Below are 26,434 nucleotides of genomic sequence, written 5' to 3'. Positions count from 1 at the left end.
GCCCTAAGCTTTTCAGTTTAGGGCTGGGCTTTATTAATAAGATAGTGCTGATGCATGGGTTGCTATCGAACCGTTTCCACGTATTTTGGGATTATTACGTATTAAATTTTCAGCAAGTCTTATGATTCAGCGTCTTTAAAATGTGCCGCAATCGCGATGAATTTGTCTTCAACAGCAAGGAAGGCATCAACTACGGCAGGATCAAAATGACTTCCTGAGCCTTCGATAAGAATGGATTTAGCTTTCTCATGGCTAAACGCAGGTTTGTAGACACGAGCGGAAATTAAGGCATCGTAAACATCGGCTAATGCCATCAAACGACCTGAGAGCGGAATATCCTCACCTTGTAATTGAGAGGGGTAACCTGTGCCATTCCACTTTTCGTGATGGGTTAGGGCGATTTCTTTGGCAATAGCTAAGAATGAACTGGTGCCTAAATGTTTTTCGGCAATCGCAAGCGCTTGCGCACCGATACGTGGATGATCTTTCATGACCATGAACTCTTCATCGGTGAGTTTTCCTGGTTTGAGTAGAACCAAATCGGGGATGCCGACTTTACCGACGTCATGCAAGGGCGCGGATTTATAAAGCAGTTCAATGTAATTGGGAGTCAGCAACGGTTTGTATTTCGAAGACTGTGCCATGTGCTCTGCCAGTGCCTTAACGTATTCCTGAGTACGAAGAATATGAGCACCTGTTTCATTATCTCGCGATTCAGCGAGAGCTGAGAGGCTGACGATTGCGACATCTCGTGTCGTCTTCACTTCATTTTGCGTGGTTTCTAAGCTGTCCAGCATCTGGTTAGTCAACATGGCTACGTTGCCTAGCTCATCGTTAGAATAAATGGGTACACGAACTTGGAGGTTGCCTTCAGTGACCGCTTGTAAAGAGTGTTCTTGATGAGCAAGGATCTCTTTCATCACTCGGCTCCACAGCATCAAAATAGCGGTAACATAGCCACCAAGAACCAAAGAAAGGAAGACAAACTCTTTCAGAATGCTGATTTTTCCACTGCCATCAAGTAAGTGGGTGGGATGATTCTCTAGCCAGTAAATGTCTTTCAATGCCACCATACTGAGCACTATGGTCAAGGTACAAACCAAAATAAAAATCAGACCGATCAATTGATTCACTAAAGAGCGCCGCTCATGGGCAAAGAGCGCTACTGTCATGGACTGTGGTGTTTGGCGTAATGTGCGTAATTTGGCACTCAGTTGCAGTAAAGCTCCCGTAAAAAAACCAAATAAGGTCATGCCAAACAACACTTTCAAATTGCTATCGAGCGTGAATTGGTAATGAAAGTTGTAATAGGCTGCGAAGGGGATACTGATACAAAACAGCAGGCAGGTATCTAATTGAGTGAATTGTTGCTTTTTTGCCCATGAGTGATGACGAAACAGTGTATGGCGGATTAACCAAGCGAGGAAAAATACCACGCTAACTTGGGTGGCAATTTCACGAGTGGTCAGAGTGGCAAGAAAAGGGCAGACACGGCTCGTGTATAGAGCAAACAGTGCTCCTGCGAGCGCATAAAGCCCAAATGTGAGTTTGATATTGTGGATAGTATTTTTCATAGCAAGCGGTAGTACCAAAGGTCAATAAGTTACAGCAACTCAAGTATAAACTGCTTAATTAAAGCAAGTGCGATTTATTATCATTTTTAATGAAAGTTGCGAATCTTATAGGCATCATGAAGTAATCACCACCTTTGAAAGATGATTTTTTGAGTGGTCGTATCACTCCTTAATGCTAACTACCTGATGTAATGTGTTATTTGGCTCTCAACCTTTATGCAACGAGGTTTTTCTATTCGATTTGAGTGCTTATGGTCAGAGGTAAACAGAAAATGAGGAAGCACATGAGCCGTGATTTGAAAGATTTTTCAGTTCAGTTACCCATAAACCGAGATTTGATTACCTATCAAATGGAGGTCAAAGAGAAGCTGTATGACTTCAACCATACACGTCCAGCCCAGCATGCTGAACGGCAAGTGATATTAAATTCGCTCTTGGGTGCGGCAAACGGTGTGACGATAGTGCCTCCGTTTTTCTGCGATTTAGGCCATAACATTCATTTCAAATGTGGTGGTTTCTTAAACACCAACGTCATCATTTTGGATATTGCCCCAGTGATGATTGGTGAATATGTGCAGATGGGACCGAATGTGGTGATCAGTACCGTTGGGCATCCACTTGATCTTGCACAGCGTGTGTTACCGATTGCGGCTGGCAACCCGATTGTGATTGAAGATAACGTGTGGCTTGGCGCGGGCGCGATTGTGCTTGATGGCGTTACCGTTGGTGCTCGCAGTGTCATTGGTGCTGGAAGCGTGGTAACAAGAGATATTCCGCCTGATTGCGTTGCCGTGGGGAATCCATGTCGAGTGATTCGCCAAATTGAGCACAGTGAAATGCCGTCTGAAGTGGAATTAGAGGAAATGTGGCGTGATCTCGACTTTATTGAAAGTGAGAAATAATCGCTGTCCACCGCATTAAATGCTGTTAAGATGCCGCTCGTAGTCGGGGAGCCTGAGAGCGCATGAAAGAGTGCGAATTGAAGGCTGAGATCGCGTAGCGAGACCCGTTGAACCTGATTCAGTTAGAACTGACGTAGGGAACTATCCTCAACAGCTCGTATTGTTTTGCCATTCATCTGCGGTTTGGGATCAGTTCCTGTTTTTCACAGGAGCCTTTATGCCACTAATCTCTTCAAATCCTACCCCTATAGTGCTCACCATTGCTGGATCAGACAGTGGCGGCGGAGCGGGGATTCAAGCCGATATCAAAGCCATTTCCGCAACTGGAAGCTATGCTTGCTCGGTGATTACCGCGATTACTGCGCAAAATACGCAAGGTGTTTCAGCGGTATTTCCTCTACCTCTAGAGATTATTGAGCAGCAATTGGAGGCGATTTTCTGTGATATTCCTGTCTTGGCGGTAAAAATTGGCATGTTGGCGGATGCCCAAATCATCACTCTGGTTGCCAAAAAATTGCGTCAATATCAACCCCAATGGGTTGTGCTCGATCCGGTGATGGTTTCAACCAGCGGGCATCATCTACTCGCAGAAGATGCCGTGATCACCTTAAAAAATGAGCTGTTGCCACTTGCTAGTCTCATCACGCCTAATCTACCGGAAGCGGCCGTTTTAGTGGGGATGACAGAGCAAGAATGGCAACAAAATCCACAGCAGGGCATTGTTGCACTAAGTCAGTTAGACGCTCAAGCCGTCTTGCTCAAAGGGGGGCATAATCATCAGCAAAGGGACAGTGATGATTTGCTGATCGAAGCGAACGATATCTACCCTTTCCGCGCGCCACGCATTGCCACCCAAAACACACATGGTACGGGGTGTTCACTCTCATCGGCGATCGCCTCCTATCTTGCGCAAGGTTATGCGTTGAAAGAGGCGGTTGAGAAAGCAAAGCAGTATATCCATCAGGCGATCTTGCATGCTGATCAACTGAAAATCGGTCAGGGTTATGGACCAGTACACCATTTTTATTCGTTACAAATGGATAAACGTGAAGAATAGTGAGTTTTGGGTATAAAAAAACCGTCTCGCTAGAGACGGTTTTTGCATTCGACAGAGTGCAATTAGAAGCTTGCGCTGCGTGGCGTACGTGGGAATGGAATCACATCACGCACGTTGCCCATACCAGTGACGTAAGACACGAGACGCTCGAAGCCTAGACCAAAACCTGCGTGCGGTACTGTGCCGTAACGGCGTAAGTCGCGATACCAATCCATGTGCTCAGGATCGATACCAAATTCACGCATACGTGCATCCAGAACATCCAAACGCTCTTCACGTTGTGAACCACCAATGATTTCACCAATGCCCGGAGCTAATACGTCCATCGCTGCAACGGTTTTGCCATCTTCGTTCATACGCATGTAGAACGCTTTGATGTCTTTTGGATAGTTCTTTACGATCACTGGCGCTTTGAAGTGTTCTTCTGCGAGGAAGCGCTCGTGCTCAGAAGCTAAGTCGATACCCCACTCAACTGGGAACTCAAACGTTTTGCCACAGTTTTTCAGAATTTCGATCGCATCGGTGTAATCCACTTGTGCAAAATCTGAATCTACAAACTGTTCAAGACGGGCAATCACTTCGTTGTTGATGCGGTCATTAAAGAACTCAAGATCGTCACGACGCTCAGCCAGTACCGCTTTGAACACATACTTCAGCATGTCTTCAGCCAGTTTTGCTACGGTGTTTAGATCCGCGAACGCGACTTCAGGTTCGACCATCCAGAATTCCGCCAAATGACGGCTAGTGTTTGAGTTCTCAGCACGGAACGTTGGGCCGAAAGTGTACACTTTGCTGATTGCACAAGCGTACGCTTCCGCGTTGAGCTGGCCTGATACAGTAAGGAACGTTTCTTTACCAAAGAAGTCTTGGTTGTAATCCACTTTACCTGCATCAGTACGCGGTAGGTTTTCCATATCCAGCGTTGATACGCGGAACATTTCACCCGCACCTTCTGCATCAGAAGCGGTGATCAGTGGTGCAGAAACCCAGAAGTAACCTTGTTCGTGGTAGAAGCGGTGAATGGCTTGTGCCAAGCAGTTACGAACGCGTGCTACGGCACCGATCACGTTAGTACGTGGACGCAGGTGAGCCACTTCACGCAGATATTCGATAGAATGACGAGTTTTCGCCATTGGGTAAGTGTCGGCATCTTCAACCCAACCCACTACTTTTACCGCAGTTGCAGCCAGTTCAAACGCTTGACCAGATGCTGGAGAATCAACAATTGTCCCCGTTACTTCAACAGAGCAACCTGTCGTTAGCTTCAGGACTTCATTGTCGTAATTATTCAGATTATTAGGAACCACGGCCTGAATCGGGTTGAAACAAGAGCCGTCATAGATGGCAAGAAACGAAATTCCAGCTTTGGAATCACGACGTGTGCGAACCCAGCCGCGAACAGTGACTTCACTGTCTACTGCGAGCTTGCCGCTTAGTACGTCATTTACAGGCGCGTAAGTCATGTTTATTACAGTCTCCGTTGAGATAAAAGACACCCCAATGTCATTTGCAGCAATCGTTGCGCAAAAAATAGACGAAACATTGGGTTGTAGAGAGTTTTACAGATTCAACGGAACATATTACCTGTCAATTTGCCAGCTTCAACCTTTAATGTGGTTTCCGCGCAGAATTCTTGCTAATCAAAGTAAATTGATTGAGCAGTGACTCCAATTGCTGCGACAAATGTTCAAGATCGACACTGATTTCACGCGTTTCGCTCGCTGAATGCGAAGTGTCATCGGCATGATGAGTAATCACGTCCACTTTATTTTGAATTTCATGGCTGACTTCTGTCGTGCGCTTGGTTTGTTCTTGAATCCCCATCGCGTGATTGAGCACTTGTTGCATTTCAGTGACCACATTGGTCATGACTTTAGAGAGTTCTTCAATTTCTGTTGAACGTTGGTGAGCATGAGAACACACCGTATCAACTGAAGTAAGAGAGGCTTGGCTATCACGTTGGAAGCCGGAAATGATGTTTTCAATGTTGCCAGTCGCCTCCGCTGTGCGTGATGCTAAATGACGGACTTCATCGGCAACCACGGCAAAACCTCGGCCTTGTTCGCCCGCGCGGGCCGCTTCAATGGCAGCATTCAGAGCCAGTAGGTTAGTTTGTTCGGCAATGCCTTTAATGACGCCAAGGATGGAGGAGACTTGGGTTGTTTGATTGTTCAAGTCCACAATACGTTGTTTAACCGATTCAATATCGCCCACCAGATTTTTAATATCTTCACTCGCGACATGAGCTTGTTTGGCACTTTGCTGAACAATGTTAGTGGTGTGATTGACCAATTTAGAGGCTTCTTCGGTGGCAAATTCGACTTGCTGCTGTTTGGCTTGCATGTCGGTAATGTTGAGTTGTACTTCAGAGGTTTCTTTTTGCTGATTATTGGCTGCCTGATCGGTGACTTGCGCCACATTCGTGAGCTTTTTAGCCGAGTCAGCAAGGGAATGGGACGTTTCTTGCACTTGTTGCAAGCTGTCTGACACGGTATCCATCAGTGAGTTGATAGATACCGCGAGTTGCCCGAGTTCATCTTTTCGGTCATTAGCTAAACGATGAGACAGATCTTTACTCTTACTCACATCACACATGAATGTGGAGATTTTTTGTAGCGGCAGGATAAGAATACGGCGCATAAAAAACAGGGTGACCATAAAACCGAACAAGGCGATCACCGACATAATACTTATGCCAATGAGTGTTCGATGATTCACCATTTGGGTTAAGTGGCTAAGGTTAAACTCAAGGCGGATCACCCCAAGCACTTCACCTTCCGGAGCCATGTGGCAAGCCACACAGTTGGTTCCGCGATAGTTCTCACTGGATTTCATGGGCAAAGCTACCACGATCCCATTCCCCCAATCGCCAGAATAAGGTTCGATTACCGTTTCACCGGCGAGGGCGCGTTGATCGATGGCATCTTGTGGCTTTTGCTCTGGCATTCCTGGGCCATAAAGTTTGTTCACGGTTTCTGCGCGGATCACCCTGACTTGTTCGATGCCATCTTGAGCCAAGGCTTTTTGGCGCAAGGTTTCCTTTTGCGCCATGGTGCCAGTGAGCATCATCATGTTCAAACTATCAAAGTAGTTACTGGCTTTATCGTGTAGTTGCTCACTTAACACGGAATGAATGAGATCTTTTTGCTGCCAATATTGGTAGGAGGTTGAGCCTGCCAAAACTAAGGCAAACACGGTAATTAATGTCAGCAGCAATTTACTAAGAATGGATGAGTTCATGATAGTTTTGTAATTATAAGTGACCCCGATTTATGTAAATATAGCGTTAATTCGCTAGGTGACAAACGTAGACCAATTGTTAGTGTGACCTTAACCAAAGTGTGAGTTTAAATATGAGGGATGACGCATACTCTTTTGTGATGGTTCAACATATTAAGCTGCTGATTATCACCTAGTGCATTGATTGATCAGGGATGTTTTTAGGTGATGTGTGTGAGAGGGGCGGTTGGCTAGAATTATGTTTTGAATAGCCTTGTCTCAACGCGGGAGATTTCTTAGTATTGCGGCTCTTTTAATGCCCCGAGAATGATGATGAAAACAGAATTATACAAAGAGTTTATGTTTGAGGCTGCTCACCACTTACCGCACGTGCCTGCTGGACATAAATGTGGACGCTTGCATGGCCACTCTTTCTTAGTTCGTCTGTACGTTGAAGGTGAAGTGAACCCTCATACCGGTTGGGTGGTTGACTTTGCTGAAATTAAAGCGGCATTCAAACCGATTTATGATCGCCTTGATCACTATTATCTGAACGATATTGAAGGTTTAGAAAACCCAACCAGCGAAGTGTTGGCAAAATGGATTTGGCAACAGCTTAAACCCAGTTTACCGCTGCTGAGCAAAGTCGAGATCAAAGAAACTTGCACGGCAGGTTGTATTTATCGCGGTGAGTAGCGCATTGATGTGAGATGTAATCTGATCATGCCAAGCATAAAAAACGCCCGGATATCCGGGCGTTGTTGTAACAGTAAAAAGTGCTGCTATTAGCAGATCACTTTGATTGCCAAGCCACCTTGTGAAGTTTCACGGTACTTAGCATTCATGTCCTTGCCAGTTTCCAGCATGGTTTCAATCACTTTATCCAGTGAAACACGTGGGGCAGAAGAACGACGCAGCGCCATACGAGTTGAGTTGATCGCTTTCACCGCTGCAATACCGTTACGCTCGATACACGGAACCTGTACTTGTCCTGCAACTGGGTCACAAGTCAAACCAAGGTTGTGTTCCATTGCGATTTCAGCCGCCATACAGACTTGCTCTGGGCTACCGCCTAAAAGCTCAGCTAGGCCCGCAGCGGCCATAGAACAAGCCACACCGACTTCGCCTTGACAGCCTACTTCCGCACCTGAGATAGAGGCATTACGCTTGTACAAACCACCAATTGCGCCAGAAGCAGCGAAGTAGCGGATGTAGTCTTTCTCAGTCACGGTTTGGATGAACTTGTCGTAGTAGGCGAGTACTGCAGGGATAATGCCACACGCACCGTTGGTTGGTGCAGTGACTACACGGCCACCAGCTGCGTTCTCTTCGTTAACCGCAAACGCATACATGTTAACCCAGTCAACTACCGCCATTGGATCGTTGGTGGTTTTTTCTGAAGTCAGCAGTTGTTGACGCAGTGCTGCAGCACGGCGTGGTACACGCAAAGGCCCAGGCAGGATTCCTTCGGTGTTCATGCCGCGTTCCATACACTCGCGCATGGTACGCCAGATGTTGGCGAAATAGGTGCGCACTTCTTCGTCTGAGTGCATGGCTTTTTCGTTCGCCATTACTAGCGTGCTGATAGAGAGGCCACTCTCCTTACACTGGTTCAGCAGTTCTTCAGCAGAGCGGAAAACATAAGGAACTTGAATGAGAGATTCACTTTCTTTACCGAAGTGTTCTTCATCAACGATGAAACCACCACCGATAGAGTAGTAAGTTTTGCTGAAGATTTTCTCGTCATTGATCCATGCGTGAATCTGCATGCCGTTTTCGTGCAATGCGAGATTAGTGCGGTGGAAATTCATGCCTCCTTCACGAGGGAAAGAGACGGTATGACAGTGCATACCAACAGGAAGACGTTCTGTTTCTTCTACACGAGCAATAAAGCCCGGAATCGAATCGATATCCACTTTCTCTGGCGTATTGCCTGCCAGACCCATGATGATAGCAATATCCGTGTGGTGACCTTTCCCTGTCAGTGATAGCGATCCATAAACGTCCACGGTGATTTTAGTGACGTCGCGCAATTTTCCCATTGAGCGAAGTTCATCAATAAACTCTTTACCCGCTTTCATCGGTCCAACCGTGTGTGAGCTCGAAGGACCAACACCGATTTTATAGATGTCAAATACACTAATCATTTTGAATGCCTCAAAACTAAGCCCCCCTAAGGTTAGGGAGGCTTTTGGTATAGTTATGTTTTGTGTTTTAAGCTCATACGCAGAGGTAGAGATTAAAGAGCGCCGTAGATTACAGAACTAATCGCAGCCAAGCCACAAATAACTGTAAAAATCTGTACAGGTGCTGAAGTCTTGAACTTCGCCATTGCAGGCACTTTGTGCATTGCAAATACAGGTAGCAGGAACAAGATTGCGGCAATCATTGGTGCGCCCATGGTTTCGATCATGCCAAGGATACTTGGGTTAACAATCGCAACAATCCAAGTGGTGATGACGATGAAGCCCAGAGAGATTTTTTCAATCTTGCTGATTTGCATATCGCTGCGAGATTTCACCAGACCAACCAGACCTTCATGAGCACCTAGGAAGTGGCCAAAGTAGCTTGAAGTGATCGCTGCGAATGCCACGATTGGGCCTAAGTAAGAGATGATTGGTGAAGCGTGTTCGTTTGCTAGGTAAGACAGAACAGAGATGTTTTGTTCTTTCGCCATGGCCAGTTCTTCAGGAGACAGTGACAGTACCACAGAGAATACGAAGAACATGACGAAACCCATCAGCATCATGGCTGCGCCGCCAGTGATCATATCGGTTTTCTTCACCGCATCGTCACCGAATTGTTGACGTTGCTCTTTAGAGAATTGAGAAATGATTGGGCTGTGGTTGAAAGAGAACACGATGATTGGAATAGCAAGCCATACGATATTTGGCATTGCTGACCAGTCAGGCGCTACTTCAATCATGGATGTGTTCCAATCTGGGATCAGGTAGAAAGAGAGAGCCAGCAGAATGAATACCAGTGGGTAAACCATAGCAGAAGTGGCTTTCAGCATCAGTTCTTTACCAAACACTACGCCCGCAGTCATAGCAATAATCAGCGAACCAGAGAGTAGCCAACGAGGGATGGATCCCATACCCATTTGGTTTACTAGGAAAGAGTCAACGGTGTTTGTGATACCAACGCCATAAATCAAAACGATAGGGTAAATGGCAAAGAAGTAGGCGAAGGTGATGAGGTTTGCACCCGCTTTACCGAAATGTTCTTCAACAGTATCAGTGATGTCTGCATCAGGGTTTTTAGCAGAAAGAACAAAACGAGCGAGGGATTTGTGAGCGAACCAAGTCATTGGTGCTGCAATTAAAGCGAGAATTACTAATGGCCAAAAACCACCTGCACCGGCTTTAATAGGCAGGAATAGAACACCTGCACCGACTGCTGTACCGAAAAGGGATAGAGCCCATGTGAAATCTTTGTAGGTCCACTTGCTAGCAGAACGTGCTGTAGAAGTGGCCGCTGTTGTAGTATTCATGTGTTTTTACTCATTTGGGGAACAGGAAATAAGTCGGCGTACATTTTTGCACATTTTTCACAGAATAAAACTAGATCTAAATCATGATTGACCGTGCTTATTGAAACTTCTATCAAAAACCTATTTTTGATCACGAAATTGGCGTGCCACATGTGAGAATTGTTAATGGTTTGGATTAGATAAAGTTATCTGTGAGTAAATAATTCTCAGTGGATGATTTGGCAAACGTTTGCCTTAATTCGATATTAGATTTTCTAATCAAAACATGGCCGTTAACAATAATAAATAAAAAGAAAAGTTAGACTAACTCATTGTAATTAATAAGTTGTTTTTGGAGGGATTGGATGATTTGTGCAGTCATACCCCATATAAAATGTTGTTTATAGGGAATGGCGAACACACGATGACGGTGGTTTTTTAGCTGAAACGTTCCTGTGTAGAGCTTTTTTCGATCGAGCAAAAAACTGATCGGCACTTCGAAAACTTCATCGACTTCGTTGTGATCGAGCTGAATTTGGTAGTCCGATTCCACAAACGCCAAAATAGGCGTCACCGCAAATTGGCTGACAGTGACTAACTCGGGTAGTTGGCCGACAATGTGGATCTTCTCTTCATTGATGCCTATCTCTTCACGCGCTTCACGCTTGGCGGTTTGCTGCAACGAGTGATCGCTTTCTTCATATTTGCCACCTGGAAAACTAATCTGCCCAGGATGGTGCCTTAAATGCGCTGCTCGTTTCGTCAAAATCACCTGCAATCCTTGTTGCCGTTCAACCACACCAATCAATACTGAAGCTTTACGCAGTGAATCGGGTGCTAAATGAGCGACTCGCAGCAAGCTTTCCTGATGATAGGCTGCAGGTAAATTGAGCTGAAACTGCTGGATAAATTCGTTACGGCTGATATTTCGCAAAGATGGCCTCTATACCGTGATTAACGTACAACACATGTTATAGCGTGTTTTGAAGAATCATGCTGCTGAGTGAAGCACATTTGACCGATTGTGAACATGTAAAATGTGAAAATGGCAGCGAAGGTTTTACTCGCTGCCATTATGAGTGGATGGGGAAAGATTAACTCTCCAAAGTCGGGAGGATTCGGCTCAGTTTATCGAGCGTTTCTTGGTATTCGGAGGCGCACTCGCTATCCGCCACTAAACCGCCGCCTGCCCAAGCATAGAGCTGTTGCTGATAAGCCACGAGAGTGCGAATGGTGATGCTGGTGTCCATTTTTCCATGGCGACTGAGATAACCGATGGAGCCGCAATAAGCGCTACGTCGATGGGGTTCAAGTTCTTCAATAATTTCCATCGCCCGAACTTTGGGGGCGCCAGTAATGGAGCCACCGGGGAAACAAGCACGGAGCAGATCGGCCAATTCATAGCGTTCATCGAGGGTTGCGCGAATCGTGCTTACCAGATGGTGCACAGCGGGAAAGCTCTCCACATCAAATAGTTTCGGTACATGAACACTGCCCGGTGTAGCCACGCGGCCAATGTCATTACGCAGCAGGTCAACAATCATCAAGTTTTCCGCTTGATCCTTTTCCGCCGTAGCCAAATCTTGCATTAACGCTTTATCTTGCTGGCTGTCAGCACTACGGGGGCGAGTGCCTTTGATCGGTTTGGTTTCAATCACCCGATCTGCCACTTGCAGAAAACGTTCTGGAGAGACGCTTAAAATAGCGCCTTGTGGTAGACGCAAAAAGGCGGAGAAGGGCGCTTGGTTGCCAGCTTCCAATTTCAAATACGCTTGCCATTCACTGCCGGTGTAATGAGCCTGAAAGCGCTGCGCGAGGTTGATTTGATAACAGTCTCCGGAACGCAAATACTGCTGTACTCGGGTAAATTTATCTTGGTAGGCGGCATAACTCATATTGGAGCGCCAAGGTGAAGTCAGCGCAAAATCCGAAGAATCTTTTTGGTTCGCCACTTGTTGTTGGCTTAACCAAGCCCAAGCATTCTCAACGCCTTCACCGACTAACTGCGCCGTCTGCTTTTGATGATCAACCACCAGTGCCCAAGGGTAGATTCCCACCGCCATCTCTGGCATGGCAATGTCTTGTTCTGCTAGGGTCGGAATGGTTTCAACACGTCGCCCCAAATCATAAGCGAAATAGCCAAGCGCACCGCCGATAAAAGGCAATTCATGTGCACAAGAACGTTCTGGCAAGTAGTGTTGCTGAGTTTGTGCCAGTAATGTAAAGGGATCTTCTAGTGACAATGTCACGCCATTCTGAGTGCTGATTTCCGTTTCATCACCAAAGGTTACTAAAGTGGCTAAAGGATTGGCGACCAGAATATCAAAGCGGCTATCCATATGAGTGGTAGAAGCGGAGCGCAGCAGCATCGCCCAAGGTTGCTGTTCAATGTGCGTGAAAAATTGTTTAGCAATATCAGGGTGATAAGTTAACTGTTTGTGTTCAATTGACAAAATTTGGTTGTTATTCATTTGTGTAATTTGTGACAGAGAAACCGTTCATTGCGTAGCATCGTGAGGAAAGCAAGAGTATCATAAAAACCTCATACAAAGCTGCTACTTAAAGAGTGAGAGCTTTCTTCCATTTGGAAAGCAGTTGTCCACATAAATAGCGGCAGTACACGGAAGCATAACAATAACGAGGCAAGCAATGACGGTAATACGCAAGCAAGATGTGATCAGCAGTGTTGCTGATGCGCTGCAGTACATCTCCTACTACCACCCATTAGACTTTGTAAAAGCCCTAGAAAAAGCCTACCAACGTGAAGAAAGCCAAGCGGCGAAAGACTCGATAGCTCAGATCCTGATCAACTCTCGTATGTCAGCGGAAGGACACCGCCCTATTTGTCAGGACACTGGTATCGTTACTTGCTTCGTGAACATCGGTATGGGTGTGCAATGGGATTCTACCGATATGACAGTGCAGCAGATGGTGGATGAGGGCGTGCGCCAAGCGTACACCAACCCAGATAACCCACTGCGTGCCTCGGTATTGATGGACCCAGCGGGCAAACGCATCAATACCAAAGACAACACCCCAGCTGTGGTACACATCAACATGGTGCCTGGCAATAAAGTGGATATTCAAATTGCGGCCAAAGGTGGCGGCAGTGAAAACAAAACCAAGATGGTGATGCTGAACCCATCGGATGATATTGCGGAATGGGTAGAGAAAACCGTGCCGCTGATGGGTGCGGGCTGGTGCCCACCGGGCATGCTCGGCATTGGTATTGGCGGTACTGCCGAAAAAGCCGCGGTACTGGCGAAAGAAGCCTTGATGGAACACATCGATATTCATGAGCTGATCGAACGTGGCCCCCAAAACGCTGAAGAGGAGTTGCGTTTAGATATTTTCAACCGTGTGAATAAGCTTGGTATCGGTGCACAAGGCCTTGGCGGTTTGACCACTGTGGTGGATGTAAAAATCAAATCTGCGCCAACTCACGCGGCGTCAAAACCTGTGTGCTTAATTCCGAACTGTGCGGCAACTCGCCATGTGCATTTCACTCTTGATGGCAGTGGCCCTGCGCAGCTAACACCGCCTAAGTTAGAAGATTGGCCACAAATTACGTGGGAAGCAGGAGCGAACACGCGCCGTGTGAACCTTGATAACATCACCCGTGAAGAGATCCAAACTTGGAAAACGGGTGAAACCGTATTACTGTCTGGCAAGATCCTCACCGGTCGTGACGCAGCACATAAACGCATTCAAACTATGCTGCAAAAAGGCGAGAAATTGCCTGAAGGCGTGGATTTGAAAGGCAAGTTTATTTACTACGTTGGCCCAGTGGATGCGGTGGGCGATGAAGTGGTTGGCCCAGCAGGCCCAACAACCTCAACCCGTATGGACAAGTTTACCGACATGATGCTGGAAGAAGTGGGCGTCATGGGCATGATTGGTAAAGCAGAGCGTGGCCCAGCAACCGTTGAATCGATCAAGAAACACAAAGCCGTTTATTTGATGGCGGTTGGTGGTGCGGCTTACCTAGTGGCGAAAGCCATCAAGAAAGCTCGCGTAGTTGCGTTTGAAGATCTGGGTATGGAAGCGATCTACGAATTTGAGGTCGAAGATATGCCTGTAACCGTTGCGGTTGATTCAACTGGCGCGAATGCGCACCAAATTGGCCCTGATACTTGGCGAGTAAAAATCGCTGAAGCAGCCAAGTAAAGGGTTTCATCTCGTTCTTTAGTCGAGACACTTGGCAAAAAAATGACAAAGGTGCAGCGCAAGTTGCACCTTTTTAATATTACAATTCATCCCGTTATCGATACGTCAGGAGTTATGCATGCCTCGTTTTATTCAAGTTCTACAAATTATTATTGCGGTGGTGATTGGTGCAGTGGTCGGTTATGACCTCATTCTGCATGGCATCAGTATTTTCAATGAGAAATACGTCACCATTACCTGCGTCCTGTTTGTGCTGCTCGAAGTCGCTCTGTTTGTGATCTATAAACTGATTGAAGAAGACTAATTTATCCTCATCACCTCTATAATTTGAACGATCCTTCAACACAGTAGAGGTGAGTTATCTACCAATATTTCGCTAGATTCCTAGGCTGAAAATGGCGGGAGTATTCACCCAGGCAACTTGAAGTTGCAGCTTACTACCGCTGCGGCTTCAAGTCAGAAGGGCTATTCATCTCACATTAAGCTTGAGTTTATTAAGCTGTGCTAAAGCCTAATTTGGAGTAAAGAATGCAGCGGATTCGTCAAGAAATGAGCGATTTTATCCATCGCGGTATGGATTCTCATGTGCGTTTGGCCGTGACGGGGCTTTCTCGAGCGGGCAAAACCGCCTTCATCACCTCGCTGGTTAATCAGCTATTACACACCTCCACCCATCAGAATTTGCCGCTATTGGCTGCGGGGCGTGAACAGCGTTTTATCGGTGCTAAACGTGTGCCACAAACCAACATGATGGTGCCACGCTTTGCTTATGATGAAGCGCTGGCGCAACTGCAAAGCAGTCCTGCACAATGGCCAGTTCCAACGCGAGATGTGAGCGAGATTCGCTTGGCGATCAAATACAAGCCGAAAAAACGCAGCAAAAAGTTATTAACTAGCAGCGCGACTTTGTATCTCGACATCATCGACTACCCCGGAGAGTGGTTGCTCGATTTACCGCTATTAGAGATGGATTACGCAACCTGGTCAGCACAGCAATTCAATGCCCTGCATGGCTTGCGCAAAGAACTTGCAGCAGAATGGTGTGCAGCCGTTGAGCAGCTTGATATTAGCCAAGAAGCTAATGAGCAAACCTTGGCAGAAATTGCGGCGTGCTATACCGACTATCTGCATCAATGCAAAACCAATGGCCTACATTGGGTGCAACCGGGGCGATTTGTACTGCCCGGAGAGTTGGAAGGTGCGCCTGTGCTGCAATTCTTCCCATGTCATGCACCGCAAGATTCTGTGAGCAAACAGAGCTATTACGCCTTGCTGCAAGCGCGCTATCAGGAATATCAAAACAAGGTGGTGAAAGCTTTTTACAAGCACTACTTCGCGACGTTTGATCGCCAAATCGTGTTGGTGGACTGCCTATCGCCACTTAATGTGGGACATGAATCATTTCTGGATATGCGCAGCGCCCTTGAACAGATCATGCAAAGTTTCCGTTATGGTCGTAGCGGGTTACTCAGTCGTCTATTTGCACCGAAAATCGATAAAGTTTTGTTTGCTGCCACCAAAGCAGATCACGTGACGCCAGAGCAGCATGTCAACATGGTTTCTCTATTGCAGCAGATGATTCATCCCGCTTGGCAACATGCGGCGTATGAAAATATTGAAATGAACTGCATCAGCATGGCCTCGTTGCGTGCCACGCAATCGGGCTACATCATGCAGGGAGATAATAAGGTTGCGGCGATTCAAGGTGTGACGATGGAAGGAGAATCGATCACGCTATTCCCCGGTGAAGTACCGCGCAAATTGCCAGAACCTGATTATTGGCAGCGACAGCCGTTTGATTTCACGGCGTTTCGACCACTGCCAACGGCTAGTGATGAACCATGTCAGCACATTCGGGTTGATAAAGCCCTCGACATTCTGATTGGAGATAAACTGCGATGAGCGATCTCAAAACCAAACAGATTTTTAATGAGCCGCTGCAAGGCAGTATTGAAACGCCGACTTTCACGGCTCAGCAGCAATTCAGCGCACAAGAAAAGTTTGTGCCGATGAATGTTGAAGAACCGGCAGAAGAGCTAGAAGCACAGATTGATACCATTATTCGCCCTAGTAAAGGGCGCAAGTGGTTCGTGGGCGGTTTGTTTGCTGCATTCAGTGGTTTGGTGGCATGGCAGGCTGTCGATAGCGTAGTGCAAGCTATTCAAAGCGCAGACTGGCTCAGCTTAGGTTGGGCGGGCTTTGTAAGTTCTTTGGCGACATTGGGGTTAGGTGCCATTGGCAAAGAGTTGTGGAAACTGCGCCGCTTACGCCAACATTTTAGCGTGCAAGAGCAAGCCCAAGCCCTGATCGATAAAGATGCAGTAGGGCAGGGGCAAGCCTTTTGTCAGCAGATCGCCAAAGAAGGTAAGGTTGATAAACAGGGTTACCAGCGTTGGCAATCGGCGCTCAATAGCAGCCATAGTGATGCAGAAATTCTCGATTTGTATGATGCGTTGGTGGTGGCCGAACAAGACAAACAAGCCAGCCAAATTGTCACTCGTTATGCCACAGAAGCGGCCGCATTAGTGGCGATTAGCCCGCTAGCGATAGCCGATATGTTATTGGTGGCTTGGCGTAATTTTTCCATGGTGGATCAACTGGCAAAAGTGTATGGCGTTGAATTGGGCTACTGGTCACGCGTAAAACTATTTAAAGCCGTGCTGCTGAATATGGCGTTAGCGGGAGCCAGTGAATTGGCAGTGGATGCCAGCGTTGATCTGTTTTCGATGGACTTAGCAGGACGTGTTTCGGCTCGCGCTGGGCAAGGTGTGGGGGTGGGTATTCTGACTGCGCGTTTGGGCATCAAAGCGGTAGGTTTGTTGCGTCCATTGCCTTGGCATCCCGATCGTCAACTCAAACTGAGTTCGGTACGCAAGCAAGTGGTCAGCAAAGTTGCGGGTTTGCTTGCGAAATAACCTTCAATCCTCAGAAACAGCGATCCGCTATCACGGATCGCTTGACGCCGATCTGGGCTTGGTAGAAACTACTGTCAACTTTTCGTGACACTTTCAAACAGGATCCCATCAAAGTGCGTCTTGAAGTCCTCTGTGAAGACCGTCTCGGTCTGACCCGCGAGTTACTGGATATTCTCGCATCTAAAAGCATCGATTTACGAGGGATTGAAATCGATGTGATCGGCATTATTTATCTCAACTGCCCCGATATCGATTTTGAAACCTTCAGTGAATTGATGGCGGAAATTCGCCGCATTCCAGGGGTAAAAGATGTGCGGAAAATTCAGTTTATGCCGATTGAGCGGCATAACACCGAGTTGATCTCACTGCTCAATAACTTGCCTGATGCCGTTCTGGCTATCAACCTCAAAGGTGCTGTAGATATGGCTAACCATGCGGCAGAGGCTCTATTTAATCGTGAAGAACCTAGCATGATCGGCCATCACATCTCGGCATTGATGCCGGCATTTAACTTCTCGCGTTGGATGGAAGGCAGCAAATCACGCCTACGTGAAGACGTCGTGTTGGACGGCTTGGATTACGTTATGGAGATTATGCCGGTTTATATTTCGGGCGATTCCAAGCAATCGACCTTAGCCAGTGCGATGATGATATTACGCGCTGCGGCGGTTGGAGTAAGCTCCACCACTCAAATTCCGCTACAAAGTAACTTAGGCTTTGAGCATTTTGTCGGTGTCTCGAATCGACACAAAAGTCTAATCAGCCAAGCGAAAAAACTGGCCATGCTTGATCAGCCATTGCTGATTGAAGGGGAGACGGGTACGGGCAAAGAGATGCTCGCCAAGGCATGCCATAACCGTTCGGATCGTTCTTCTGCGCCATTTTTGGTTTTGAGCTGTGCTTCGATGCCGGATGATGTGGCTGAGACTGAACTGTTTGGCCATGCGCCGGGGTCCTTTAACCATCAGCAAGGCCATAAAGGGATTTTTGAGCAAGCCAATGGTGGCACCGTATTTCTTGATGAAATTGGTGAAATGAGCCCACATTTGCAGATTAAGTTGCTGCGTTTTTTGCAAGACGGCACCTTCCGTAGAGTAGGGGAAGAGCATGAAATTCATGTGGATGTGCGAGTGATCGCCTCAACTCGTCATAACCTTGCGGATTTAGCAGAATCACATCGTTTCCGTGAAGACCTATTTTATCGGCTTAATGTCCTCACATTGCGTATTCCTCCATTGCGTGAGCGTCCAAGTGATGTGCAGCCGCTGCTCGAACTCTTCATCACCAAGCACTGTAATAAACTTGCCATGATCAAACCTAAGGTCATGGATGATGTGTTGGACAAACTGAGCCAGTATCAGTGGCCTGGCAACATGCGCCAACTGGACAATATGGTGTTGCGCGCCTTAACTGAAATTGATGGGGATGTGTTGGGCATTGAGCCATTTCATTTGCCGCAAGTCGACAGTGTTAGTTCTGCGCCCAGCATTAACCTTGATGGTTCGCTCGATGACATCATGAAGGAGTACGAATCGCAGGTGTTGGATCGTCTATTCCAATCCTTTCCTTCCAGTCGTAAGTTAGCGAAAAGACTGAATGTTTCTCACACTTCGATTGCGAATAAGTTGAGGGATTATGGAATAAGGAAACGCTGATGAATGGAATATACAGCGAATGTCATTTCTATCAAACCGATGGTGAAATTGTTGTGCGCTGTGCACAAATGACCGATGCCGAACGTTTGAGTCAGTATTTTGTGGGTAATCGAAATCACTTGATAGAGTGGGAGCCGAAGCGTGAAGCGGAGTTTTTTACTGAGTCTGGCTGGCTACAAAGGCTGATCAAGCTCAATGAACTGCATAAGATGAAGCTTGGTTACTATTTGCTGATTTTGGATGCACAAAATGAAACCATGCTAGGAACCATCTCGTTTAGCAATATTACCCGTTTCCCATTTCATGCGTGTAATGTGGGTTACTCGTTGGCCTATGATGTGCAAGGGCGAGGCGTGATGACTCGTGCTTTGAAGATGGCTTGCCAGTACATGTTCAGTGAGCACAATTTGCACCGCATTATGGCCTCGTACATGCCGCACAATAAGCGTAGCGAAAATGTACTCAAGCGTGTGGGTTTTGTGCTTGAGGGGCATGCCAAAGACTATCTTCTGATTAACGGTAAGTGGGAAGATCATAATCTCACTGCACTTATCAATCCCAATTGGAAGGAATAGAAATGTCGGAACGCTTAGCCCAACAGATGACGCTGTTGATGGAGCTTGATCGCCTTAAATCCGTGTTGCGCCGAACCCGCGTGAAAAGTGCTGAAGGACGTTTAGAAAACAGTGCTGAACATAGCTGGCATGTCGCACTCATGGCGATTTTGCTGCAAGAGCACGCGAATGAAGCCGTTGATATGCAAAAAGTGCTGACAATGCTTTTGCTGCATGATGTGGTGGAAATTGATGCCGGCGATACCTTCGTGTACGATTCTGCCGCTTCAGCTGAGCAGGAAGCAAAAGAGTGGCAAGCTGCACTGAGATTGTTTGGTCTCCTCCCGAAAGAGCAAGGCGAAGTCTTATTGGCGATTTGGCAAGAATTTGAAGCGGCACAGAGTGCCGAAGCTCGCTTTGCGAAAGCGTTGGATCGCTTAATTCCTATGCTGTTGAACTACCACAATCAAGGCCAAAGTTGGCAAGAACATGGCGTCACTCGTGAGCAAGCGCTGACGGTGAATCGCAAAATTGAAGATGGCTCTCAAACTCTTTGGGAGTACGCAAAACACATTATTGAACAAGCGAGCCAAAACGGCTGGCTGAAAGTTTAAGGAAACTCAATGTCTTATTTGCCTTTGGATCAATACCAAAGAAAATGGATTTTTACCCATGCCTCAATGCCGGTTCCTGAAGCCGATCTGGCTCAGATAAAACCGATGGAACCACTACGTGCAGCACAGTTTTGGAAAGAGAACATCAGTGCGACAAGTCCTGACGCTGAGCGCTTGAGCTCACAAGACTGGCCACGTAAAGCCAATAACTGGTCAGATGAAACGAGCTGGATGGCAGAATGGGAAAGTGATGAGCCAGAACTGCCTGAAGCATTGTCGGCCCATCTGCCATGGCAAGATGATGTGACGGTGTATTTCTGTTACGAGAAATACAACGTGCTGGAAACCAAATGGTCAATCTTTAAACGTCATTGGAAAAATTTCCTGTTTTACGATGATGGTCCATTCTTGCTTGGCCGCCGCCGCAAAGAGGCGCTCTGGTTTAGTAGTGAAGGTAAAGTGAAACTCGGGCTGCGCCCATAAAAAATCCGGCTTTGGCCGGATTTTTTAACACATAACGTTGTGATTTTATTCTTGAGTGACTTTGGTTGGTGTTTTCGCTGCAGAAAGCGTCGATCCCATGGATGCGGTGATGATCATGAAAATCGCTAGCCATTGTGACCACTGCAGTGTTTCACCCAAAATCGCGAGCCCCGCCATTGCTGCAATCGCAGGCTCTAGACTCATCAAAACACTGAAATGTTGTGTTGAAAGTCGGCTTAGAGCTGCCATTTCTAAGCTATAGGGTAGGGCGCTCGACATTACTGCAACCAGTAGCGCCATCGGCAGAATTGACCAACTGAAAATGGATGCCTCAGCCAACTGAGTCGCAATCGGGAAGTAGATGACCGCGGCGACAAGCATGCCAATCGAGACCGTGATGCCACCAGAGCCCACGCTGCCTGCGCGCTGCCCAAACCAGATGTAGCCAGCCCAGAATCCACCCGCAATCAATGCTAAAGCGACACCAATCGGATCTAGCGCGTCGACCCCATTCATATCTGGCAGTAAGAACACGATGCCCAGAATGGCCAACGCCACCCAGATCAAATCCTTTTTGCGTTTTGATGACAGTAACGCCAGTAGCAGCGGACCTGAAAACTCTAGCGCGACACCAATTCCCAGAGGAATACGTTCAATCGCGAAGTAAAAACTGAGCTGCATGCCGCCTAAGCTCGCTCCATAAATGATCATTGAACGCCATTGGGGCCAGCTTAAACGTGCCCGCCATGGGCGAAAAATGAGTGCAAGAATGATGGCGGACAAGCTGATCCGTAGCGCTACTGTGCCACCAGGACCCACTAAGGGAAACAACTGTTTAGCGATCGAAGCACCGGATTGAATGGTGACCATAGCCGCAAGTAAGCTAAGAATAGCAATGAGTAATGGAGATTTTATAATTGGCATAAATACCTAAATTTACAGCAGAAAATGCTGCTCGATTATGCCGTAAAAACGATGAAGGAGATAGGTGGACATGAATGTCCACCTGAATTTAAGTTCTTAAACCTATCCACTATGAAAAGAAGCCTTGTTGCCTACTGCTTGATTTTCTTTGGGCTGGGCAGTGCGGCTTACTTAACGTAAAAGCGCGGGTTGCTCGTTCCCCATAAAGTATACAGTTCCGGGAAAATCAGCTCTGCGTTATTTTCCATTTCGCTGACCGCGATGCTTTGTTTCTGCTGTTGACCAAATAGCGCTACTTCTTGGCCTGGTAACACGCCTTTAATGTCGGTGACATCCACCATGGTGGTGTTCATCGATGTAACGCCAATCACTTTGGCACGTTGTCCGTTGATGAGCACTTCAGCTTTGTTGCCCATTTTACGTGGGTAACCATCAGAATACCCTACGGGTAGGTTAGCCAGTACACTATCACGGTTAGTGGTGAAGGTGCTGTCATAACCTACCGTTGTACCTTTTGGTACATGGTGCAGTGAAGCGACACGGGTTTTGAAAGAAACAATGGATGGATATTCAGGGTTAGTTGGCAGATCCCCATACAGCACTCCACCTGGGCGTACCATGTCTAATTGAGCTTCTGGGACATTTAACGCAGTATAAGAGTTAGCCACGTGCAGCGTGATATCTTCACGTTTCAGGTTGGCTTGTTCCATTAACCAAGCTGAACTCTCTTTGAACTTGGCCAATTTAGCGCGCACTTCGTCAGCATTGTAGTTCGGGAAGTGAGTCATGATGCCCACGATATTCAGTGAGGGCTGAGTTGCAATAGAGACGGCTTCTTTTTTGCCTGCTTCAGTAGTCATATCGATACCGTTGCGTCCCATCCCACCGTCATTCAGTGCCATGTGAACCTTGACAGTTTTACCATTTTTTTTCGCAAGCTCTGCCAGCTCCATAGCTTGTTGGTGAGTGCCAATCAGTTCTTCGATGTTGAGGTCTAACACCGCTGACATTTCACTTAGGCTTGCTGAGCGAACGCGGATGAGTTCACCTTTAAAGCCACTTTCGCGTACTGCGCGGGCTTCTGCATTACTTGCCACACCAACACAAAGAATACCTTGCGCAATAATGGTTGGCATTAAACCACGAATGCCGTTGCCGTAAGCATCGGCCTTCATGATGGCGCAGATTTTGGTGTCGCTATTCATGTGCGATTTGAATTGCTCAATATTACTTTGGAACTGGCCTAAGCTAATCTCCAACCATGAGTTACTTTGCTGAATTTGCGCAGCATCCGGTAAAACAGTATCGATTTGCAAAGGTGCCGCGGAGAGAGAGAAAGAAGGCAAAGTGGCTGCGATAGAGAGAGAAAGCAGCGTAGCTTTAAAATACATAGTATCTCCTGTTGTTATCATTCATGGTGTAAAAAACGCCCCCGAAATCGGAGGCGTTTGGGGATTAATGAATTTTGAATCGACGTAGAGTGTCTTGTAGCGTGACGGCGAGTTGGCTTAATTCATGGCAAGCCTGCGCTGTTTGTTGTGAACCATTAGCCACTTCTTGTGATGTCAGATGAATGTTCTCAACATTACGGCTCAATTCATCGGCAACGGAATCTTGCTCACTACACGCGCTAGCGATTTGGGTACCGACATCTGCAATACTGGCAATTGACTCTTCAATTGAAACCATCAGTGATTGCGAATGATTACCTTGCTCTACACATTTCTCGATGCTGCTATGTGAACGCTCGGTCGCGTCTTTGGCTTGTTTCGCCATCGCTTGTAGCTTTTCAATGATGGCTACGATTTCACCAGTAGAGTCTTGAGTTCGACCCGCTAAGGTTCTCACTTCATCGGCGACAACGGCAAAGCCGCGTCCGGATTCGCCAGCGCGAGCAGCTTCAATAGCGGCGTTAAGGGCGAGAAGGTTGGTTTGATCTGCAATACTGCGGATCACATCGACAACAACGTTAATTTGGCTCGACTGATGCTCAAGCTCACTCACCGTTTCACCCGCTTCACCGATAATGTTAGCCACTTGTTGGATTGAGCGAACCATAGAGGAGTTTTCACGCGCACCCTCTTGTGATTTCTGATTAACCGCTAAGGTTTGACTTGCCGAATCTTCAGTATTGCGTGCGACATCCGCGACAACCGCTTTCATCTCTGCCATAGCGGTTGCCACTTGGGTAATTTGGTATTGCTGCTCTTTCATGCCATCGGCAGATTGGTTAGAAATCTGCGTCATCTCTTCAACTGCGCTGCTGAGCTGAGTCACGGCAGCGATGATTTCATCAATCAATTGACGTAAATTTTGCTGCATCTGCTCTGAAGCATCGGCAAGGTTGCCGAGCTCATCATTTCCGATTGCCTTTCGATCCATTTTTTGTGACAAGTCACCTTTGGCGATGGCATTTGACTGTTTCATCACAATCATAAGAGGACCACAGATCAGCCGTGTCAGCACCAAGGTCATGATCACCATAATGAACAAAATTGCTAAATTGCTAGCAATCGAGGTGGAGTTTAATGTTTGCACCGAGTTTAAGATTTGTGACCGATTGCTATCCATCGCTTGATGCAGAATGCCGATCAAAATAGTGAAATCACTTTCCAGTGCTTCAAAAGTTGAGAGCGAATTAAGCAAGATGGGGTAAGCGGCATCAGCACCTTGAGTCAAAAGGGTTTGGTTAAATTGTTCAGTGACAGCAGTGTATTTACTCCAGTTTCCCATCAAGCGTTTGAACGTTTGCTCCTCTTCTCCTGGCCAAACGGTTTTTCCGTAAGCAATGAGAGAACTGTCGATTTCCGATTGCACACGGTTATTGCGCTCAATGGTCTGCTTGATTTGCTCGCTGTCTTTAATGGGGAGAACCGCAAATTGAGTACGACGCCAGTAGGACATTTTGTCTTTTATGGCATCGACATTTTCCATTGCTGGTAGAGTGTCATCGGTGTAATTCAGTAATTCAGATTGGATTCGATTCAATTCCGCTATCAGATAGATGGCGAACCCTAGGCTAATGACTGCAATCACGGAGAAAGAAACTGCAATTTTTTTACCTATTGACAAGTTTTTTAGAAACATGAATGTTTTACCCTTGGTTGATGTCATTCGAAGTCGAGTGAATAACAACATCCTTATCTGCGATAACGTTAAATAAGGTTAAGTGTGTCTCAAAATTGCCGGCATACTATCATTTCAATTGTCAGTTGACGACTCTTATAGATAAAGTTAGCAAAGACTGTAGAAATCGCCGAAAAATTTATTTTTTTGGGTTTTAATGGTCCCGGCTAGCTTATTGAACCATCAACGATTTGTTAACTGTGACTCACTTTTGTGTATTACTCAGCTAATAAACTTTAATCATTGATCTAACACCAAACATTTCTTTTTTACGCATCAATAATACCTATTGCCGCTCTGATAGCGTGCATTCTCCTCGCCAAACACAAAATCAATTCTCAGGAAGAGTGAACATGATGCGCCCTTATCTAAAATATATTATTCCATTGCTGATCCCACTATTGGTATTGATGCTGCCAACGACTGCATTTCCATTTGATGGGCTGACCGTGATTCAGCAACGGGTGATCGCCATTTTCCTGCTAGCTGCTTTGCTATGGGTTTTTGAACCGATTCCCATCTACTCGACTTCGGTTGTGATCATTGTGCTAGAAGTGCTGATGTTGTCGGATAAAGGTTTCATTCTGTTTAGGTTAGGTGAGGGGCATGCAGAGTTTGGAGAATTGCTCAAATCAACCGAAATCATGGCGACCTTTGCTAATCCTATTATCATGCTGTTTTTAGGTGGTTTTTTCCTTGCTATGGCGGCAACAAAATACCGTTTAGATGTCAACTTAGCTCGTGTATTGCTTAAACCATTTGGTAATAACCCCAAATATGTGATGTTGGGATTGATGATGATTACTGCGGTGTTTTCAATGTTTATGTCCAACACAGCAACTACCGCCATGATGTTATCGATTTTAACACCGGTCATCGCCCTTTTTGGCCCGAAAGACCCAGGACGGGTCGCATTTGCACTCTGTATTCCTGTCGCTGCAAATATTGGGGGGATCGGCACTCCGATTGGTACGCCACCTAATGCCATTGCTCTGAAATATTTGGTCGGTGATAACTTAATAACTTTTGCGGAGTGGATGGCGTTTGGGATTCCATTCGTAGTAATTTTAATGGCTGTGGCTTGGCTATTAATTGAATTTATGTATAGAGCGGAGCAGAAAACCATTGAATTAACTATCAAAGGTAAGTTTCTGAAAACCCCAAAAGCGATCATTGTTTACATTACTTTTACCACCACGATTTTATTGTGGATGATGGGTTCATTACATGGCATGAACTCTTATTCGGTGGCATTAATTCCCGTGGCAGTATTTTCAATCACAGGGATCATAGGTAAAGAAGATTTAAAAATGATCTCTTGGGATGTGCTTTGGTTAGTGTCTGGGGGTATTGCTTTAGGTTTAGCTTTAGACAAAACCGGACTCGCAGAATTAATGGTAAACAGTATTCCGTTTGATCAATATTCACCTTATGTGGTGATTTTGGGAGCGGCAATTCTCTGTCTATTAATGGCGAATTTTATGTCGCATACCGCCACCGCAAACCTGCTGATGCCGATTATGGCAGCATTAGGCGCTTCTATGACATCCTTATCGCCACTTGGTGGAGAAGTCACTCTCATTTTGGTGGTGACATTTGCAGCTTCGCTTGGTATGTCCCTACCTATTAGTACTCCACCAAATGCACTCGCACATGCGACTGGCAACGTGCAAAGTCAGCAAATGGCGAAAGTGGGGGTGATATTAGGGATCCTTGGTGTATTAATGAGCTTTGTCATGGTGTGGGTCCTGACTATGATCGGCCATTAAGGA

General features: G+C 46.5%; 22 protein-coding genes and 1 riboswitch. Of the genes, 12 read left to right on the top strand and 10 right to left on the bottom strand.

Annotated features, from left to right (window positions below):
• Nucleotides 1-119: 119 nt before the first annotated feature.
• Nucleotides 120-1,574 carry an HD domain-containing phosphohydrolase gene (locus tag VOA_RS12830; RefSeq protein WP_000799114.1) on the bottom strand — a complete coding sequence of 485 codons (1,455 nt, stop codon included), beginning with the start codon at nt 1,572-1,574 and terminating at the stop codon, nt 120-122.
• A gap of 284 nt (nt 1,575-1,858) precedes the next feature.
• Here VOA_RS12830 and VOA_RS12835 point away from each other — a divergent pair, with 284 nt between their 5' ends.
• Nucleotides 1,859-2,476, top strand: a complete 618-nt coding sequence (locus tag VOA_RS12835; RefSeq protein WP_000085702.1) for a sugar O-acetyltransferase — start codon at nt 1,859-1,861, stop codon at nt 2,474-2,476.
• 34 nt (nt 2,477-2,510) lie between these two features.
• A riboswitch (TPP riboswitch) is annotated at nt 2,511-2,633 on the top strand.
• Between the two features lie 60 nt (nt 2,634-2,693).
• On the top strand, nt 2,694-3,533 hold the full coding sequence (gene thiD / locus VOA_RS12840; RefSeq protein WP_001128451.1) for a bifunctional hydroxymethylpyrimidine kinase/phosphomethylpyrimidine kinase: 840 nt from the start codon (nt 2,694-2,696) through the stop codon (nt 3,531-3,533).
• Nucleotides 3,534-3,595: 62 nt separating this feature from the next.
• Here thiD and asnS read toward each other — a convergent pair whose 3' ends face one another.
• Both asnS and VOA_RS12850 read right to left on the bottom strand, forming a co-directional pair.
• Nucleotides 3,596-4,996 (bottom strand): asparagine--tRNA ligase, encoded by a 1,401-nt coding sequence (asnS, locus tag VOA_RS12845; protein ID WP_000220373.1) that lies wholly within the window; start codon nt 4,994-4,996, stop codon nt 3,596-3,598.
• Between the two features lie 145 nt (nt 4,997-5,141).
• The gene (locus VOA_RS12850) at nt 5,142-6,773 is read right to left on the bottom strand and encodes a methyl-accepting chemotaxis protein (protein ID WP_001088885.1); all 1,632 of its coding nucleotides are present in this window, start codon (nt 6,771-6,773) and stop codon (nt 5,142-5,144) included.
• 312 nt (nt 6,774-7,085) lie between these two features.
• Here VOA_RS12850 and queD point away from each other — a divergent pair, with 312 nt between their 5' ends.
• On the top strand, nt 7,086-7,448 hold the full coding sequence (gene queD, locus VOA_RS12855) for a 6-carboxytetrahydropterin synthase QueD (RefSeq protein ID WP_000845981.1): 363 nt from the start codon (nt 7,086-7,088) through the stop codon (nt 7,446-7,448).
• A gap of 89 nt (nt 7,449-7,537) precedes the next feature.
• Here queD and VOA_RS12860 read toward each other — a convergent pair whose 3' ends face one another.
• From VOA_RS12860 to pabB, 4 genes are all read right to left on the bottom strand, one after another.
• The gene (locus tag VOA_RS12860; RefSeq protein WP_000626425.1) at nt 7,538-8,899 is read right to left on the bottom strand and encodes an L-serine ammonia-lyase; all 1,362 of its coding nucleotides are present in this window, start codon (nt 8,897-8,899) and stop codon (nt 7,538-7,540) included.
• Between the two features lie 92 nt (nt 8,900-8,991).
• Nucleotides 8,992-10,245 carry a serine transporter gene (locus VOA_RS12865; protein WP_001098612.1) on the bottom strand — a complete coding sequence of 418 codons (1,254 nt, stop codon included), beginning with the start codon at nt 10,243-10,245 and terminating at the stop codon, nt 8,992-8,994.
• Nucleotides 10,246-10,543: 298 nt separating this feature from the next.
• Entirely contained in the window at nt 10,544-11,158 is a 615-nt protein-coding gene (locus tag VOA_RS12870; RefSeq protein WP_001244577.1) for a CoA pyrophosphatase, read from the bottom strand.
• Nucleotides 11,159-11,318: 160 nt separating this feature from the next.
• Entirely contained in the window at nt 11,319-12,695 is a 1,377-nt protein-coding gene (pabB, locus tag VOA_RS12875) for an aminodeoxychorismate synthase component 1 (protein WP_001063896.1), read from the bottom strand.
• Nucleotides 12,696-12,873: 178 nt separating this feature from the next.
• Here pabB and VOA_RS12880 point away from each other — a divergent pair, with 178 nt between their 5' ends.
• From VOA_RS12880 to VOA_RS12915, 8 genes are all read left to right on the top strand, one after another.
• Entirely contained in the window at nt 12,874-14,391 is a 1,518-nt protein-coding gene (locus VOA_RS12880; RefSeq protein WP_000216117.1) for a fumarate hydratase, read from the top strand.
• Between the two features lie 118 nt (nt 14,392-14,509).
• Nucleotides 14,510-14,695 carry a hypothetical protein gene (locus VOA_RS12885; protein WP_001137101.1) on the top strand — a complete coding sequence of 62 codons (186 nt, stop codon included), beginning with the start codon at nt 14,510-14,512 and terminating at the stop codon, nt 14,693-14,695.
• A gap of 224 nt (nt 14,696-14,919) precedes the next feature.
• Entirely contained in the window at nt 14,920-16,293 is a 1,374-nt protein-coding gene (locus VOA_RS12890) for a YcjX family protein (protein WP_001188988.1), read from the top strand.
• A complete protein-coding gene (locus tag VOA_RS12895) occupies nt 16,290-17,306 on the top strand; it encodes a YcjF family protein (protein ID WP_001281577.1) in 1,017 nt (338 codons plus the stop codon). Before VOA_RS12890 ends, VOA_RS12895 begins: the two co-directional genes overlap by 4 nt.
• A 113-nt stretch (nt 17,307-17,419) precedes the next feature.
• The gene (gene tyrR / locus VOA_RS12900; RefSeq protein WP_001235503.1) at nt 17,420-18,961 is read left to right on the top strand and encodes a transcriptional regulator TyrR; all 1,542 of its coding nucleotides are present in this window, start codon (nt 17,420-17,422) and stop codon (nt 18,959-18,961) included.
• Entirely contained in the window at nt 18,961-19,536 is a 576-nt protein-coding gene (gene rimJ / locus VOA_RS12905; RefSeq protein WP_001013421.1) for a ribosomal protein S5-alanine N-acetyltransferase, read from the top strand. Before tyrR ends, rimJ begins: the two co-directional genes overlap by 1 nt.
• 2 nt (nt 19,537-19,538) lie before the next feature.
• Nucleotides 19,539-20,129 carry an HD domain-containing protein gene (locus VOA_RS12910; protein WP_000003984.1) on the top strand — a complete coding sequence of 197 codons (591 nt, stop codon included), beginning with the start codon at nt 19,539-19,541 and terminating at the stop codon, nt 20,127-20,129.
• A gap of 9 nt (nt 20,130-20,138) precedes the next feature.
• Complete coding sequence (locus tag VOA_RS12915; protein WP_000121062.1) at nt 20,139-20,612, top strand: DUF2947 domain-containing protein; 474 nt, start codon at nt 20,139-20,141, stop codon at nt 20,610-20,612.
• 45 nt (nt 20,613-20,657) lie between these two features.
• On the opposite strand, the gene VOA_RS0117455 is transcribed toward VOA_RS12915, so the two are convergent.
• From VOA_RS0117455 to VOA_RS12925, 3 genes are all read right to left on the bottom strand, one after another.
• Nucleotides 20,658-21,536, bottom strand: a complete 879-nt coding sequence (locus VOA_RS0117455) for an EamA family transporter (protein ID WP_001121572.1) — start codon at nt 21,534-21,536, stop codon at nt 20,658-20,660.
• A gap of 167 nt (nt 21,537-21,703) precedes the next feature.
• On the bottom strand, nt 21,704-22,927 hold the full coding sequence (gene alr, locus VOA_RS12920) for an alanine racemase (RefSeq protein WP_000273645.1): 1,224 nt from the start codon (nt 22,925-22,927) through the stop codon (nt 21,704-21,706).
• Nucleotides 22,928-22,991: 64 nt separating this feature from the next.
• Nucleotides 22,992-24,623, bottom strand: coding sequence for a methyl-accepting chemotaxis protein (locus tag VOA_RS12925; RefSeq protein WP_000478921.1), 1,632 nt, complete (start codon nt 24,621-24,623; stop codon nt 22,992-22,994).
• Between the two features lie 395 nt (nt 24,624-25,018).
• On the opposite strand from VOA_RS12925, the gene VOA_RS12930 reads away from it, so the two are divergent.
• Nucleotides 25,019-26,431 (top strand): SLC13 family permease, encoded by a 1,413-nt coding sequence (locus VOA_RS12930; RefSeq protein WP_032468202.1) that lies wholly within the window; start codon nt 25,019-25,021, stop codon nt 26,429-26,431.
• Nucleotides 26,432-26,434 lie beyond the last annotated feature (3 nt).

Source organism: Vibrio sp. RC586 (genome assembly GCF_000176715.1).
Lineage (GTDB): Bacteria > Pseudomonadota > Gammaproteobacteria > Enterobacterales > Vibrionaceae > Vibrio.
This window is presented reverse-complemented; position numbering and strand designations above follow the sequence as displayed.